Below are 14,739 nucleotides of genomic sequence, written 5' to 3'. Positions count from 1 at the left end.
GCGGTCCCGGTATCCGTCTCTCGCTACGACACCTCGCCCTTCGCCTCGGCGGCGGCCCGATCGGCCAGCCGCGTCGGTTCCGGCAGTTTGTAGCCCGCCGCCGTCGCCAGCACGAGGTCGGCCGCCGTGTCTGCGCTCAGCCGGTGACCGGGACTGACGATGAGTGGGTTGACGTGCCGATTCGGGGAGTCGTACTGGCGGGTCTGGACGGCGTCACCGATGTGGGTCCCGTTCGTGGCCGTCTCGACGTCGTCGTCGGCCCGGATCGGGACGCGAGTTCCCTCCGGGAAGCCGCCGTCCAGGGGACGTTCTGGCGTCCCACAGAGGAGGTTCTTCGCGACGCCGACGGTCGGCACGTCGACGGTGACGCCGACGTGTGTCGCCAGACCGGCCTCCCGGAAGTGGATGCGGCCGCTGCCGTCGACCAGCAGGACGTCGGGGTCGTGCTCGACCTGGCCGATCGCGGCGAGGATGGCGCCGCCCTCCCGGAACGACAGCAGGCCGGGGATGTAGGGTATCTCCGTCGGTTCGACCGCGTGGACCCGTTCGACAACCTCGCCGCCGCGCATGACGACCACCGCCGAGACGGCGCGGTCGCCGACGAAGGCCTGATCGACACCGGCGACGAGCGGGTGTCGGTCGGCGTCGCTGGCGAGTGTCGTCTGGCCTGTATCACCGGTCGCAGTGACCGTCGCCGGATCGAACCCGAGGTCGTCTGTGAAGACCGCCGTCTCGGCGATCTCACGCTGGATCGACTCCATCTCGTCGTGTGAGAGCGACGGATCGGGGACGAACTCGGGGCGGACGACCGCCATGGTCACGGCCGTCGTCGGCCGGGACCGCCCGGTCCACCGGGACCGCCTGGCCCGCCGCCCCCGCCGAACTGGAGCTGCTGGGGCACTCGCGTCTGTCCCTTGATCCGGTTCCCGTACCAGAGGCCGATCCCCAGACCGATGAGGTGAGCGGTGTGGGCGATGTTCCCGCCCAGCAGACCGCCGGTCCCCGGCGCGAACGTCCCGAGGACGCTGAGCAGGAGGTAGAATCCGGTGATCGCCCAGATCGGGACCGGAATCAGGAAGTACAGATAGACCCGGAGATCGGGGTTCAGCACCGTCAGGAACGCGAGGATAGCCAGCGCCGCACCGCTGGCACCCAGCACGCCGTAGCCACCGCCGGGCTGGAGGTACTGGAGGCCGATCTGTCCCAGTCCGGCGAGCGCGCCCGAGAGCAGGAAGAAGATCGTGAACCGCTTCGAGCCGAGCTGTTGCTCGACGATGCGGCCGAAGAAGTAGATGATGATGCCATTGCCGACGATGTGATAGAAGCCGGCCGGATCGTGTGCGAAGACGGATGTGACCCACGTCCAGACATAGAGTGGGTTGTCCGGGTGGAGCACGAAGAGAGACCGCCACAGCTCCGAGCTGGCGTAGAAACGCGGGTCGCTGATCCCGACGATCACCTGCCCGACGATATGTTCGAGGATGAACACGATCGCCATCGCGGCCAGGAACACGTAGGTCATGTTCCCGCGGAAGTACCCGAACACACCGCCGGGACCAGTGTCGATTCCGAGTCGGTCGGCTAGCCCCCTCGATTGCTGGCCGCCGCTCGTGTTCACGCTGTCGTCGAACCCACTGTCGAAGACGGCCTGTGGGTCGTTCCAGTTGTCCAGCCCCGGACAGTCGTGGGCCTCCGGGAGCCGGTGTTCGGAACAGTACGTCCCGCCACAGTGCCCACACTGGTAGGGCATGCTCTCTGCCTTGCCACAGGCGTCGCAATCCGACATTACCAGGGGTACGGGGGGACGGGGCAAAGGGGTTGTGACTGTGCGTGGCCCGTCCTCACGCCCGGATCGGAGTGCCGCGGGCTTTTCTCGGTCGGTTCCTAACGGCGCCCAGGGCGAGCAGATCCGGATCCCGCAGCCAACGGGACGCTTGTTCGGGTACCCGAGCGGTACGCCGACGACTGAAAACTACTCCTCGACGGCTCGGAGGACGCCGATCCAGGCGGGTTCGCCGTCGTACTCGATCGATCCGCCGGAGACTTCGACGGTCACTGTCTCCCCGTCCGCACGGACACCGGTGAACGTCCCACCGAGCGATACCTCTGTGTCCGCTCTGCTGGCCTCGATAAAGGCGTCCCCGTCCTCGAAGATAGTCGCGGGGGGTTCGCCCACGAGGGCCGACTGGTCGTACCCGAACGTGTCGGCCAGTTTCTGGTTGACGTAGACGAACGCCCCGTCCTGGACGATACAGACGCCCGCTAGTTCCTGTTCGACAAGACGCTGATACCACGAGAGGGCGTTGAAGAAGCGCTCTCGGGTCCGGGCGCGTTCGACGGCACGTTCGACGCGGTGGGCCAGCACCTCGTACTGTTCCGTGCCGACTTCTTTCTTCATGTAGTCGGTGACACCGGCAGCGATGGCATCGCTGGCGACGTCTTCGTCCCCACGGCCAGTGAACAGGATGAACGGGAGGTCGGGGTACTGCTCCCGGACGAGTTCGAGGAACTCCAGGCCGTCGGTGTTGGGCATCCGGTAGTCGCTGACGACACAGTCGAACGGCTCCGATGACAGGCGGTCCAGTGCCGCGACTGCGCTCGTCTCGGTGACGACGCTGAACTGCTCCTCACTGTCGGCGAAGAACGTCTCGACGTACTCGCAGATCTGCGGGTCGTCGTCAACGTGCAACAGGCGTATTTTTGTCTCGTCGATGGACGCCAGCGGCTTCGGTACCTCGATCCGATCGGCCTCCGTCGGATCACCCCGAACGAGTGGTGTGTCCCCGCTGTTCCCGCTATCGAAACGCATCCGGTCGATGCCGACGAATCCGCTACGGTTAGTTCCGTCCTCAGTCATCGATGCGTAACTCTACCACGCACCAGGCAGGCGACCCGTATATCGGTTCTGTTGGCGGCCAGAGTGGGGCAATCACAGGACGTCGTCCAGGTCGGAGTCGGTGCTCCAGTGGAGGTCCCCCTCGACCCTGACGGGGATGGACTCCAGTTCGAGGAATTCTTCGAGTTCCGTCCGTTCGACACGGACCGGCCCGATGGATCCGGAGTTCAGATAGTACCGGTCCTTGTCTGCGAGGAACGGGGTGAACATACTACCGAGTCCGCACTGGTCGGTCACGTACGTCTTGAGTTCGGCCTCGTACCCGGCGGCACAGGTCGAGACGTCGAGGAGGGTCGGCGTCCTGCCGGGCGCCTGCGTCACTGTGATGCCACCGTCGCCGACAACAATGTACTGCCCGCCTGCCGGGGAGACGTCCCGCGCGATGGTCAGCGCCGCTCGGAGTGGGAACCCCAGATTGAGCAACCGTGCCGTCGTTCCGCCGATAGGGACGGCGTGGTCGTTGACAACCTCGTTGAGTGTGACGATGCCACCGATGGCACCACGTTCGACCAGTGCGAGCCCCTGATCGTAGGATTCACACGCGTTCAGGATGAACGTCTCGACGGCCACGTCGTCGACATCCCGGACGTCGAGCGAGCCATCGATACACCGAAGTCCGTCGGTATCGGCGTGGCCCACAAAGTGGAGCAGTTCCGTCGGGTCCGTCAGTACGTCTTGTAGTTCCGTTCGCGTCAGTTCCCGGCGGACGGTCACGTCTAGCGGGACTTCGTGACGGTCTCTCCTGTTCCCGTACACCTCGTCGGCCGTCCGGCGCTCGGCGGCCATCCGCTGGTCGTTCTCAACGACGGTGACGCCGATGTTCCCCTCGGCGCGCGACCGGTCGAGGCGGTTCTGGAACGCCTCGACCGTCAGTTTGCTCGCACCGATGGGGATCGAGTCACCGATCCAGGCCTGTTCGACGCTGTGGGTAGCGCTGGGCTCGACGTACCGCGATCGGTCATCGCTGTCGCCGCTGGACCGGGTGACGACGTCGTCACGGGAGAACGTCCGATAGCCCGCTGCAGGCGACTGGGCGATACCGTCCCGACCGTCCGAACAGGTTCTGACGACCGCCAGATCGTCGACGAGGAACGGGAGCGACCGTATCGCTTCGAGGCCCGGATCGACGTGGGTCGTCAGGCGCCATTCCGGCACGTGGTCGGCGACTGCCTCGTAGGGTACCGAGAGGTACGTCGCGACCTGGTCCGACAGCGACCGCTCGTATAGCGTCTCGAACTCCACGTCCAGCGTGGGTGCCAGCTGGCGGCGTTCGTCGAGTGGTACCTGGTAGAGCCCGTCTGTCCGGGCCACACAGTCGAGGACGAACAGCTGTTTGAGCGTCCGTTCGACGGCCCGTTCGTACCCCTCGGGGCCGTCTAAAGGGTGTTCGAACCCGTCGTCGGTCAGGAGCCGTGGCGACGACCCCGGTTCGACGGCAGCGCCGAGATAGTACGCCAGCGGTGCTGCGACGACGGCAGCGGAGAGCGTCGGCGGGAGTTCGAGCGTGACGCCGGTCTCGGGCCGCTCGATGTCCGACGGAACGTCGAGTTCCTCGCCCAGCGCAACCGCTGGCGGATGGCCCCGGAGCGTGGGGAAGGACCGCTCGGGGCTCGTGGTCTTCAGCGCGGACCCGAACGTCTCGATGGCGGCCATCACGTCGGTCGGGTCGGCGGTCGTCGTCACCGTGGCGGCCGGCCGGTCGTGACGCGACCGGACCCCGATGGTCACCCGTTGTGGATTGTCGAACGCGACGCGAGTGTCGCCGCCTTCAGTCGAGACACGGGGTGCTGCCGTCACCCGGACGTAGGTCTTCATCTGCGTGCAGACGTCCAGACTGTAGGTCCCATCTGGCAGCGCGACCGAGTCGGCGTTCCCGACCTCGGCGACCATCTCGCCGTCGGCGTCCCTGACGATCACCGGTACCACCGCGGGGAGCGTCAACGACGACGTCTCGACCGTGGCAGCCCTCTCGACGGGGAACAGGAAGTCGTCGATGTCGGCAGCCGTGGGCGCGACCGGCTTCGGGGTCAGCAGCCGATACCGGTGTCGCTCGACGCGGTCGATCACCTCGATACCGGACTCGTCGGACAGTCGCTCGAACGTGACGTGCATGGCGTGGTGAGGTTCGTCCACAGAACGGCGAGTCGTGGACAAAAAGATGCCGCCGGGGAGTCGAGCGAAGCCGGTAAGGGTCCCCCGCCCGAAGGAATCGACAGTGAAGGAGTTCGAGCGCAAGCAACTGTTAGAGCGCATCGAACGGGAGGGCGCCACCGTCGGAGCCGACATCCCTGACGAGATCACGGTCCAGGGCGAGGAGATCGCCCTCCGGTCGTTCGTCTTCGAGATCAAGCGTCGGGAGACCGTCCCGCGGGGCGAGCGCGAGCGGGTCGACCGGGCCAAGAAGAACCTGCGGCGCGAGCGCCTCCAGCGCAAGCAACGCATCGAGGACGGCGAGATCAGCTACGAAGCGGGCGAGGAACTGGCCAACGCCATCATCGGCATCGACCGGGCGCTGAACGCGCTCGAACAGCTGGGCCCGGCCAACCTCGAACAGGAGCAGCAGGTCCAGGAAACCAAAGACCAGAAGCGATGGATGAAGTTCCTGCGGAAGGCACTGGGTCACGAGGACGCGGACTCCGGTACCGGCCGTGCCGGGCGAGGGAGATAACGTGAGCCGAAACGACGAAGTCGCGACGGAACTGGAAGCGTTCGCCGACCTGCTGGACGCCACGGGCGTCGAGTACAAGCCCCGCGCCTACCGCCGGGCGGCCGAGAACATCCGCGAGTACCCCGGTGCCATCGAGGGGCTGGCCGCCGACGGCGCCGACGCGGTCGGGGAGATCGACGGCGTCGGCGACGCCATCTCCGCGAAGGTCGTCGAGTACGTCGAGACCGGTACGATCCAGGAACTGGATGACCTCCGCGAGGAACTGCCCGTCGACATGGCTGCGCTGACGGCCGTCGAGGGCGTCGGCCCGAAAACCGTCGGTAGCCTCTACGAGGCGCTGGGCATCACGACGCTGGACGAACTCGAAGCCGCCGCCGAGGCCGGCGAGATACAGGATGTCAAGGGATTCGGCGCCAAGACCGAGCAGAACATCCTCGACAACATCGGCTTCGCCCGCGAGGCCCACGAGCGGGCGCTGCTTGGCGAGGCCCGTCCCTACGGCGAGTCCATCCGGGACTATCTCGCCGGCGTCGACGCCGTCGAACGGTGTGCGCTGGGCGGATCCATCCGGCGCTGGAAACCCACCATCGGGGACGTCGACGTCCTCGTCGGGAGCGACGACGACCAGGCCGTCGTCGAAGCGTTCACTGACTGGACCGAGACCGACCGCGTCATCGAGGCCGGCGACACCAAGGCCAGCGTCCGCGCCGGCGGCGTCCGCGTGGACCTCCGCGTGGTCGTCCCCGAGGAGTTCGGGGCCGCGCTCCAGTACTTCACCGGGAGCAAGGACCACAACGTCGCCGTCCGCAACCGCGCCATCGAGCGGGACCTGAAAGTCAACGAGTACGGGGTCTTCGATATCGAGGGCGTCGAGGACGACGACCAGCGGGCCGGCCGTCTGGTCGCCAGCGAGACCGAGGAAGCGGTCTACGAGGCCCTCGGCATGGAGTGGATGCCCCCGGAACTGCGCGAGAACCGCGGGGAAGTCGCGGCTGCGGCCGAGGGGACCCTGCCGGACCTGTTGACCGAGGGCGACATCCGCGGCGACCTGCACACCCACACCGACTGGTCCGACGGCGGCTACTCGATCGCGGAGATGGTCGAGGGGGCTTCCGCGTTCGGCCACGACTACATCGCCATCAGCGACCACGCGACCGGGCCGGGGATGGTCGGCGGCGTCGGCGTCCCCGACGAGGAACTGTGGGACCAACTGGACGCTATCGAGGCCGTCGCGGCCGAGGCCGACATCGACGTCTTCGCCGGCGTCGAGGCCAACATCGCGACGGACGGTGCCATCTCCGTCGCCGACGACCTGCTCGCAGCGCTCGACGTCGTCGTCGCTTCGCCCCACGCGTCGCTTGACGGCGACGGGACCGACCGGCTCGTCGCCGCGGCGAAACACCCCGAGGTCGACGTCATCGGCCACCCGACCGGCCGGTTCCTCAACCGCCGGCCAGGCCTCGACGTGGACGTCGAGCGACTCGCCGCGGTGGCCGCCGACCACGGGACCGCTCTGGAGATCAACGCCAGTCCCTCCCGGCTCGATCTGTCCGGGGGCGCCGTCAAGCAGGCCATCGAGGCTGGCGCCACCGTCGTCATCGACACCGACGCCCACAGCCCCGGGGAGTTCGAACAGATCCGGTACGGCGTGCATACTGCTCGGCGTGGGTGGGCAGAGTCCAGTGACGTCCTGAACGCTCAGTCGGCTGCCGAAGTCCGCGAGTTCGTCGATGAGTGAGCGCGACCCCCTCGTCCTGGACGCGATGCTCGGACGACTGGCCACGTACCTGCGGATGTGTGGCTACGACACCGCCTACGCGCTGGACCGCGACGCGGAGGCCGACGAGGACCTGCTCGCGCTGGCCCACACCGAGGCCCGTCGGCTGGTGACGCGTGACGAGTCGCTCGCGGCGTCGGCACCGGACGCTGTCCTGCTGACCGAACGGGATATCGAGGGGCAACTCCGGGAACTGGCCGCCGCCGGGTTCGATCTGGAACTGACCGAAGAGCCGACACACTGTGGGACCTGCAACGGCCGTCTGGAGGTCGTCGACCGGACCGAACCCACGCCCGACTACGCGCCCGACCCCGGCGACGAGCGCGTCTGGCGGTGTCGCGACTGCGGCCAGCACTTCTGGAAGGGGAGCCACTGGGACGACGTCGCCGCGACGCTGGCGGAGCTATAGTTCGCGGTACTCGACTCCGTAGTCGAGGTCTGTCGCCATCGTCGAGACGACGTCCCAGAGCCGTTCGAACGTCTCCTCGTCGGCCGGTTCGAGGCGTTCCGGCGGGGACTCCTTGAGGCGGTCGGCTATCCCCCAGATGACCCGTCCGAGCGAGGACCTGGCTCGCGACCGGGGCGTCTGCCAGTCGAACGCGATGGCCTCGTCCCGCGTGTCGACGAGCACGGTATCCAGATTCGAGAAGGAGTACTGTTCGGTGATGATCTCGTCGGGGTGGCAGTTGATCCGGTGTGCGTCGACGGTGATAGTCCCCCACCTGCCGGTCTCCAGATCGACCTCGCCGGCCGGGAACAGCCCCGTCGCTGGAACCGGGTCGAGCGCCGCTTCCAGGTCCGTTCGCAGTTCCGGGGGCGGGTCGTGGAGCCACCGACTGGAGAGGGTCTCCGGGACGGAATCGTAGCGCCAGACGCCATCGTCCATCGTCCGGATGCGCTGGATGCCGCGTGCCCGCCAGGAGATGACCTGATGGACCGGGATCGATCCCGAACTGTCCTCGACTGCCAGCGCCGAGCGGAGTGTCTGTCGGTCGTCCTCGGTGGCCCGGTAGACGGCCTCGTCAGAATCGTCGTCCCGGCCGATGCGTTCCAGCGACCGTATCGTCTCCACTGTCGACTCGGAGTGGCGTTCGACGATCCCCTCGTCGACGATCAGGTACGCCGTCTGGCCGTGGTCCAGACAGGTCGTGATGACGGCGTTCTCCGCCAGGACCCAGGTCGCTCTGGTCACCGCGTCGCTGGCCATGTTCGTCACGACGCCGTGGGTGGCCTCGTCGATATCCGGGTCCGGGACGTCCACGAGACCGCGTACGCCCTCGGGTACATAATTTCTATCGAGAGCTGTCCGGAACGCCATCACCTGACACGCCCGACCACGCCGACGGGGTCGTCGGCACCGTGCCGGCGGACCTCGAAGTCGTAGCAGAGCCGGTCGGAGACGAGTTCGTAGGCCGTCGCGGCCGTCGACAGCGTCTCCGCGTCGGGTGGGTGGAGCAACCGGGGCGGGGACTCGCTGACCCGGTCGACCAGACCACGCAGCAGTCGACCCAGCGACGACGTGGCCTTCTCTCGGTGGGTGGGCCAGGAGAGCAGCAGTTCACAGTCGTGTTCGTCGGCGACGACCCCCGCCAGTTGCTCGTGGGGGTACCAGCGGGTCGTTCCGTCGGCCCGGCCGAGCCAGAGACCCTCGACGGTGAGTTCGACGCGGACGTCGGCGACCTCCCAGCTGGCCAGCGCGCCGTGGGGAAACAGTGCGGTACAGGGGACATCCGCGACCGCCTCCCGGATCTCAGCTCGGAGCGTCTGTCCGGGTTCGTCGACCGCCCGAACGGCCGGCTTGCGCGGGACGGAGTAGTAGATCCAGCTATCGGCCTCGGTATCGACGGCGACGACTTCGTCGACGCCGTGCTCCCGCCAGGTCGGGACTGGCTCGTCTGTCGGCACGCCGAGCACGTCCGTCGGCAGGTCGGCGTCCGCGGCTGTCAGTTCGACGACTGGGTTGCTCGTCGACAGTGGCGTCCGCTCCGGCGAATCCCGTTCGGCGAACGCATCGTAGACCCGTGGGGCAGCCCGGTCCAGCAGTTTCGCGGAGACGGCCACGTGGACGGACAGCCCGGCCGCCAGCAGGGTCTCCAGGACCGCGTTCTCGGCCCGAACCCAGGCGTCAGCGAGTGCAGGTCCGTCGTTGGTGACCAGCCGGTGGCTCGCAGTGCCGTACGAATCCGCAGGCGACTTCACGACCGGTGCTGGGGGTGCCCCGGAAAAAAACCGACCGGTCAGCTCCGCAACGCTTCGACGGGCGGCTCCCAGGCGGCCCGATAGGCTGGGTAGAGCCCGCCCACGAGGGCGATAGCGATACCGAACGCCCACGCACCGAGCGGGACCACGGCGTTACCCGGCAGCAGGACCGCCCACAGCGGGAGATCCGTGTTCAGCGCGGTGACGACGACGGTGACGACGCCGATGAGCGCGCCGACGGCACCGCCGACGACGCCCAGCAGCGTCGCCTCGACGAGCAGGACCCGCAGGACCTGATTCCGGTGGATCCCCACCGCGCGCAACACCCCGATCTCGCCACGGCGCTCGGAGACGGTCATCAGCATCACGTTGAAGATGCTGACGCCGGCGACCACCAGCGAGACGCCCGCGATGGCCAGCAGGAAGCCGTTGAGCAACTCGAAGAACTCCGTGATCTGGTCGAGGACGCTCGTCAGCGAGAAGACGCTCACTCGCTCCTGACGGGCGTTCAACCGTTCGTCGACGTCCGCCGCCACCGCGCGAGCGTCGGCCGCCGAATCGGCTCTGACGACCACCTGTGAGAACCCCGGCGTGACGAACTCGTCGGGTGGCAGGATGACCGCCGAGTCGGGCTGGAGCGGCGAGATACTGGCGATCTCCGGGAGGACCGACACCACCCGGTACTCGTTGCCCTCGACGGTGATCGTACTCCCCGCCCGGAGGTTCAGATCGCGCGCGAGGTCCGCGCCGACGATAGCGCCCTGTCGGTGTGTCGCTGGGATGGCGTCGCTCCCGTTGCCGAACAGCGCCCGTGGGCTATCGGTGCCGTAGATCTGTGCCACCGTCTGGCCCCCGCCGGCGCTGACGCTCCCCCCAGTCGCCTTCAGCGGGATGACCGTCCCGCGGCCGTCGGCGGCACGCTGGATGGCCGCGAGGTCGCGCGTGTCCAGGGCGTCCTCGCCGCTGCCCTGTGCTGGACTGACGATGACCTGGTCGCCCAGCCCGCCAAGTTCCTCGGTCGCGGCGGCGCTCAGCGCGTTGCCCAGCAGCCCCAGCGTGACGACCGCGAAGACGCCGATGACGATACCGAGCGCGGCCAGTGCGGCCCGGAGTCGCTGGCGCGAGAGGTTCCGGCGGGCCAGCGCCACCGCCGGAAAGCGGCTCTTGCGCTCAGTCACGGCGGATCACCCCGTCGACGAGTTCCACCGTCCGGTCGGCGTAGTCGGTGACGAGGTCGTCGTGGGTCACGGCGACCACGGCGACGCCCTCGTCGCTGATGGCCCTGACCTCTTCGAGGATTCGGGTGCCGGTCTCCCGGTCCAGGTTGCCGGTCGGTTCGTCGGCCAGCAGGACCGCGGGTTCGTTGATCAGTGCCCGTGCGATGGCGACGCGCTGTTTCTGGCCACCCGAGAGTTCGTCCGGCGTGTGGTCGATCCGGTCGCCCAGCCCCACCCGTTCGAGCAGGTCCCGCGCCCGGTCGGTGGCGTCGCCGGGCAGGAACGCCGTCGGCAGGCGGACGTTCTCCAGTGCGGTCAGGGTCGGCAGGAGGTGGAAATCCTGGAAGACGAAGCCAAGCGACTCGCGGCGGGCGTCGGTCTGCTGGGCCGGTGTCAGCCCTGCCGTCGGTTCGCCCTGGAGTTCGACGCTGCCGCTGGTCGGTTCGTCGAGCAGCCCCATGATGTTGAGCATCGTGCTCTTGCCGCTGCCACTGGGCCCCATGACGGCGACGACCTCACCGGCCTCGACGGCGAAATCGACGTGCGAGAGCGCCGTGACCGCCGTCGGCCCGCTGTCGTAACGCTTGGTGACGTCGACGAGTCGGAGCGGGACCACCGACGTCGAGTCGGGCACACTCATCGCTGACGCCGCCGGAGAACGGCGAACAGAACCACGGCCAGGACGAGCACACCTACCACAGCAGCGACCGCGCCGGCGGAGACGCTGCCCTCGTCTTCGGGTTCCGGGTCGGGAACGGGCAGGGTCGCCGTCTGTCTGACCTGCTCGCCGTCGGTCGTGTACGTGACCGCGACGGTGACGGTGCTGGTGTTCGCCACGTCCGCCTGGGCCGTCAACTCGAACGGCGCGAACTCGCTGCTGGCGACCGTGCCGACGAAGTAGTTCCGCTGGGGATACGCCGGACTGACGCGGTCGTCCGCCACCACTCTGACGACGGCGCTTCTGACCTCGCCGGTCCCCGTGTTAGCGAGGTTCCCGTCGATGCTGAGCCGACCGTCCGCGTCGACGGTGACGTCGGCACCGGTGATGGTCGCGTTGCCACGCCGGGAGGCGTAGTCATAATTCGCGACGGACTCCGCGGTGCGGTCCGCGAGGCGGTACGAGGCGACGAACCGGACGCCGTCGACACCGCGGACGTCGCTCAGGTCGGTCTGGACCGTGGTCGATTCGCCGGGCAGAAGCCGGTCCGTGACGGTGAATCGACCGACGCTGCTCAGGACGGTGCCGTCCGCCGAGCGGGCGGTCAGGACGACCCGCTCGACGGGCGCGTTGCCGAAGTTCGTCACCGTCACGTCGACCAGCGCCCGGTCACGCTCTTCGTCGTCGGACTGCTGTTGGAGCGCACCGCCCCCGCCGCCGCCGACGAGTCCCGCCAGCCCCGTCGTGACCTGGTCGGTCTCGTCAGCCGTCGTCGGACGGGCACGGACGCCCACGTCGTCGGTCAGGGGGTCGACGGTGACAGCACGGCTGTGGGTCGCGGTCGATTCCGCCCCGGTCGGGTCCGTGTAGGTCGTCGTCAGCGTGAGGTCGCGCTCGCCGGCCCCGCGAGGCTTTACCTCGAAGGCGAGCGTCGTCGACGCACCGGCGGCCAGCGAGGCGATGGTCCGACGCGTCTGCTCGCCAGTTGCTGGGTCGGTCGCCCGGACCTCGATGTTCCGTAACGGCCCCGTCGTCGGGTTCGAGACGACCGCCTCGACGTCGTTGTCCACGTCCGCAGTCAGCGTCGCGTTCTGAATCTCCACGAGCGGCGCACCGCGCTCGACGCCGACGGTGAGCGGCCTGCTCGTCCGGACGCCCTCGTCGTCGCTGTCGGTCCCCCGAGCGATCACACGGAGGTCGTAGACACCGGGCCTGTCGACGGTGAACGTCACCGGGACGGAGAGCGTCTCGCCCGGCGAGAGCCTGCCCAGATCGGTCGCCCGGCCGAGCCTGTCGCCCTCGCTGTCGACCACGCTGACGTTGTCCAGCGTCAGTGGCGTGTCGCTCCCGCCCGAGAGTCGAACCGTGGTCTCGACAGTGATCGGTGCCCCGGCGGTCGGTGTCCCCGGCGTCACCGTCGTCTCGGTCAGCGTGAGCCGCGCGTCCGCCCCAGCGACGGGAGCCACCGACAGCGGGAGCGACACGACGACGAGCGAGACGACGAGGACGACCGGGAGAACGCGGGAACCCTGCATCTACGAGAACTGAGGGCCCGAGCGGACAAATACCCCTCGCCGACGACGCCCGGCACACTCCAGAACGCTTGTTACACCCCTGGCGTTAGACGGAGGTAATGACCCTCTCGGACGAGGCTCGCGAGCGACTCGCCGACATCGTCGAGCGCCAGCCGACGAAGAACGGCGAACTCCAGGAGCTGTGGGGAATGGACAGCGGGAGCGAAGTCCACCAGTATCTCGAATCGGAACTCAAGGAGTACTACTACCGCAACGACGACAGCCTCATCTGTGCGACGCCGGAGGCGACAGCCCTCATCGACGGCGAGGACTCCGAACGGGTCCAGACCATCACGGTGACTCCGCTCCAGCAGGCCATCGTGGACGTCATCGCTGGCCCCGACGAAGAGAGCCAGAGTGTCGTCGCCGTCCTCCACGCACTCCGGGATCTCGGCGAGGACCCCGAAGTCGACGACGTCCGGTCCGGCCTCCGGAGCCTGGCCGACAAGGGTATCGTCGAGACGATCCAGAAGACGGTCCCGACGTTCCGACTGGCCGTCGAACGGGAGAATCTGGAGATCGAACTCGCCGACAACTGAGGAGCGAGGCCGTGCCACAGCCGATCCCCCGCTATCGCTCCGTCGACCGTCCGGGTCTCTGTCGTCGCCGCCGGTCCGCGAGGAGGCGCTTGATCGCCGCGCCCGGCCCACCGTCGATAGGCCACCCCTTCCCTCGCCACACGGGGGGCTCGGGTTCGAAGGACGGACACGATCCTCGACACTCGCTCTGTGTCGGGACGCATCCCTTGGCGCCACAGTACGGATAGACGCCGCTGGCGCTCGTCTCGACCTGGAAGTGTCTGCAATCCGGTCGCATCGTCGACGCGTAGGCGCGCCAGCCACGCTCGTAGGCCCGCTCGGCGATGGCCCGTCGCTTCTCGCGTTTCCACTCGGTACCGACGTACTCGAACCGAGCGGCGCTCGCACCGTCGTCGGGTCGGTCGAGGATCCGTGTCCCTGGCTCGTCGGTCGCCAACGTCCGGGGCTGCCACACTTCCTCGGCAGTCCCGGTGGCGGTATCGACGGTCAGTACGCCCGCCTGAGCGGGGAGGTCTGCGAGCAACACCGGTTCGACGCGTTCGCCGGTGGCCTCGGTGGCGACCCACACCTCGTCGGCCAGTCCCAGCGCCACGTCCCGCTGGAGTTGCGGCAGCAGGTCCCGGGCGGCGCTGGCGGTCAGGTCCGGCTTGTTCTCGATGGCGATCACCCGCTCGATCCAGTCAGGATAGGGCGCTCGGCGGCGGATCTCGATGCGGTTGCCCCGCTTGCGCGTCTCCAGCGCGTCCCGGTCGGCGGCCTCGTGGATGGACTCCCGGACGTACCGCCAGGGGTAGCCTGGCTCCGGGAGCGCGTCGCGGTAGTAGGTCCACTCGGCAGGGGCGTTCCGGAGGACGTGCAACAGGTCGCTGTCCAGTGCTGTCTCGCCGAACGTCGCTCGCTGGCGGAGGCCGTCGGCGTCACACTCTACGACGATGGTATCCCAGCGACGGTACTTCGTCCCGAGTTGCCGGGCGACGAGCACCGTGTCGTCCTCGCTGTGGGGCTGCCAGTCGCGCTCGGCCCACTGGCAGACGGCTAGCTCGAAGGCGAACTCCGACTCCCCATCGACTGCTGTCACACTCCAGCCTACTGTGGCGGCTGATAAATGTGTTGGCGGTGTCTCGATACCGGAGACGGGCAGCGGACACGGAAAGGTTAATTTCCCGTCCGGATGCCGATAGAATTGCATATGAAGAAACACCCACGAGGGA

General features: G+C 68.0%; 14 protein-coding genes. 4 read left to right on the top strand and 10 right to left on the bottom strand.

What is annotated here, in order from left to right:
- Nucleotides 1–23: 23 nt before the first annotated feature.
- The 4 genes from Hhyl2_RS03370 to Hhyl2_RS03355 all read right to left on the bottom strand — a co-directional run bounded on the left by Hhyl2_RS03370 (nt 24) and on the right by Hhyl2_RS03355 (nt 5,029).
- Nucleotides 24–815 (bottom strand): endonuclease V, encoded by a 792-nt coding sequence (locus Hhyl2_RS03370; RefSeq protein WP_483549317.1) that lies wholly within the window; start codon nt 813–815, stop codon nt 24–26.
- Nucleotides 816–817: 2 nt separating this feature from the next.
- The gene (locus Hhyl2_RS03365) at nt 818–1,786 is read right to left on the bottom strand and encodes a rhomboid family intramembrane serine protease (RefSeq protein ID WP_483549316.1); all 969 of its coding nucleotides are present in this window, start codon (nt 1,784–1,786) and stop codon (nt 818–820) included.
- A 186-nt stretch (nt 1,787–1,972) separates the two neighbouring features.
- Complete coding sequence (locus Hhyl2_RS03360; protein WP_483549315.1) at nt 1,973–2,857, bottom strand: response regulator; 885 nt, start codon at nt 2,855–2,857, stop codon at nt 1,973–1,975.
- Between the two features lie 72 nt (nt 2,858–2,929).
- Nucleotides 2,930–5,029, bottom strand: a complete 2,100-nt coding sequence (locus tag Hhyl2_RS03355; RefSeq protein WP_483549314.1) for a hypothetical protein — start codon at nt 5,027–5,029, stop codon at nt 2,930–2,932.
- An 82-nt stretch (nt 5,030–5,111) separates the two neighbouring features.
- On the opposite strand from Hhyl2_RS03355, the gene Hhyl2_RS03350 reads away from it, so the two are divergent.
- The 3 genes from Hhyl2_RS03350 to Hhyl2_RS03340 are packed head-to-tail and all read left to right on the top strand — an operon-like array spanning nt 5,112 to nt 7,750.
- Entirely contained in the window at nt 5,112–5,564 is a 453-nt protein-coding gene (locus Hhyl2_RS03350; protein ID WP_483549313.1) for a DUF5788 family protein, read from the top strand.
- Between the two features lies 1 nt (nt 5,565).
- On the top strand, nt 5,566–7,302 hold the full coding sequence (gene polX, locus Hhyl2_RS03345; protein WP_483549312.1) for a DNA polymerase/3'-5' exonuclease PolX: 1,737 nt from the start codon (nt 5,566–5,568) through the stop codon (nt 7,300–7,302).
- Nucleotides 7,295–7,750: a Mut7-C RNAse domain-containing protein gene (locus Hhyl2_RS03340; protein ID WP_483549311.1), complete on the top strand. Its 456-nt coding sequence runs from the start codon at nt 7,295–7,297 to the stop codon at nt 7,748–7,750. The genes polX and Hhyl2_RS03340 overlap by 8 nt, the downstream gene beginning before the upstream one ends.
- On the opposite strand, the gene Hhyl2_RS03335 is transcribed toward Hhyl2_RS03340, so the two are convergent.
- Genes Hhyl2_RS03335 through Hhyl2_RS03315 form a run of 5 tightly spaced genes read right to left on the bottom strand, consistent with a single transcriptional unit; the run spans nt 7,745 to nt 12,950 of the window.
- Nucleotides 7,745–8,602: a hypothetical protein gene (locus tag Hhyl2_RS03335; protein ID WP_483549310.1), complete on the bottom strand. Its 858-nt coding sequence runs from the start codon at nt 8,600–8,602 to the stop codon at nt 7,745–7,747. The genes Hhyl2_RS03340 and Hhyl2_RS03335 overlap by 6 nt on opposite strands.
- Before the next feature lie 56 nt (nt 8,603–8,658).
- Entirely contained in the window at nt 8,659–9,540 is an 882-nt protein-coding gene (locus tag Hhyl2_RS03330; protein ID WP_483549309.1) for a hypothetical protein, read from the bottom strand.
- A gap of 38 nt (nt 9,541–9,578) precedes the next feature.
- Nucleotides 9,579–10,718 carry an ABC transporter permease gene (locus Hhyl2_RS03325; RefSeq protein ID WP_483549308.1) on the bottom strand — a complete coding sequence of 380 codons (1,140 nt, stop codon included), beginning with the start codon at nt 10,716–10,718 and terminating at the stop codon, nt 9,579–9,581.
- Complete coding sequence (locus tag Hhyl2_RS03320) at nt 10,711–11,397, bottom strand: ABC transporter ATP-binding protein (protein WP_483549307.1); 687 nt, start codon at nt 11,395–11,397, stop codon at nt 10,711–10,713. Before Hhyl2_RS03320 ends, Hhyl2_RS03325 begins: the two co-directional genes overlap by 8 nt.
- Nucleotides 11,394–12,950, bottom strand: coding sequence for a COG1361 family protein (locus Hhyl2_RS03315; RefSeq protein ID WP_483549306.1), 1,557 nt, complete (start codon nt 12,948–12,950; stop codon nt 11,394–11,396). Before Hhyl2_RS03315 ends, Hhyl2_RS03320 begins: the two co-directional genes overlap by 4 nt.
- 98 nt (nt 12,951–13,048) lie before the next feature.
- Here Hhyl2_RS03315 and Hhyl2_RS03310 point away from each other — a divergent pair, with 98 nt between their 5' ends.
- A complete protein-coding gene (locus Hhyl2_RS03310; protein WP_483549305.1) occupies nt 13,049–13,528 on the top strand; it encodes a DUF5797 family protein in 480 nt (159 codons plus the stop codon).
- 31 nt (nt 13,529–13,559) lie between these two features.
- Here Hhyl2_RS03310 and Hhyl2_RS03305 read toward each other — a convergent pair whose 3' ends face one another.
- Nucleotides 13,560–14,606, bottom strand: coding sequence for a DUF5787 family protein (locus Hhyl2_RS03305; RefSeq protein WP_483549304.1), 1,047 nt, complete (start codon nt 14,604–14,606; stop codon nt 13,560–13,562).
- Nucleotides 14,607–14,739 lie beyond the last annotated feature (133 nt).

Source organism: Haloarcula sp. H-hyl2 (assembly GCF_056934385.1).
This window is presented reverse-complemented; position numbering and strand designations above follow the sequence as displayed.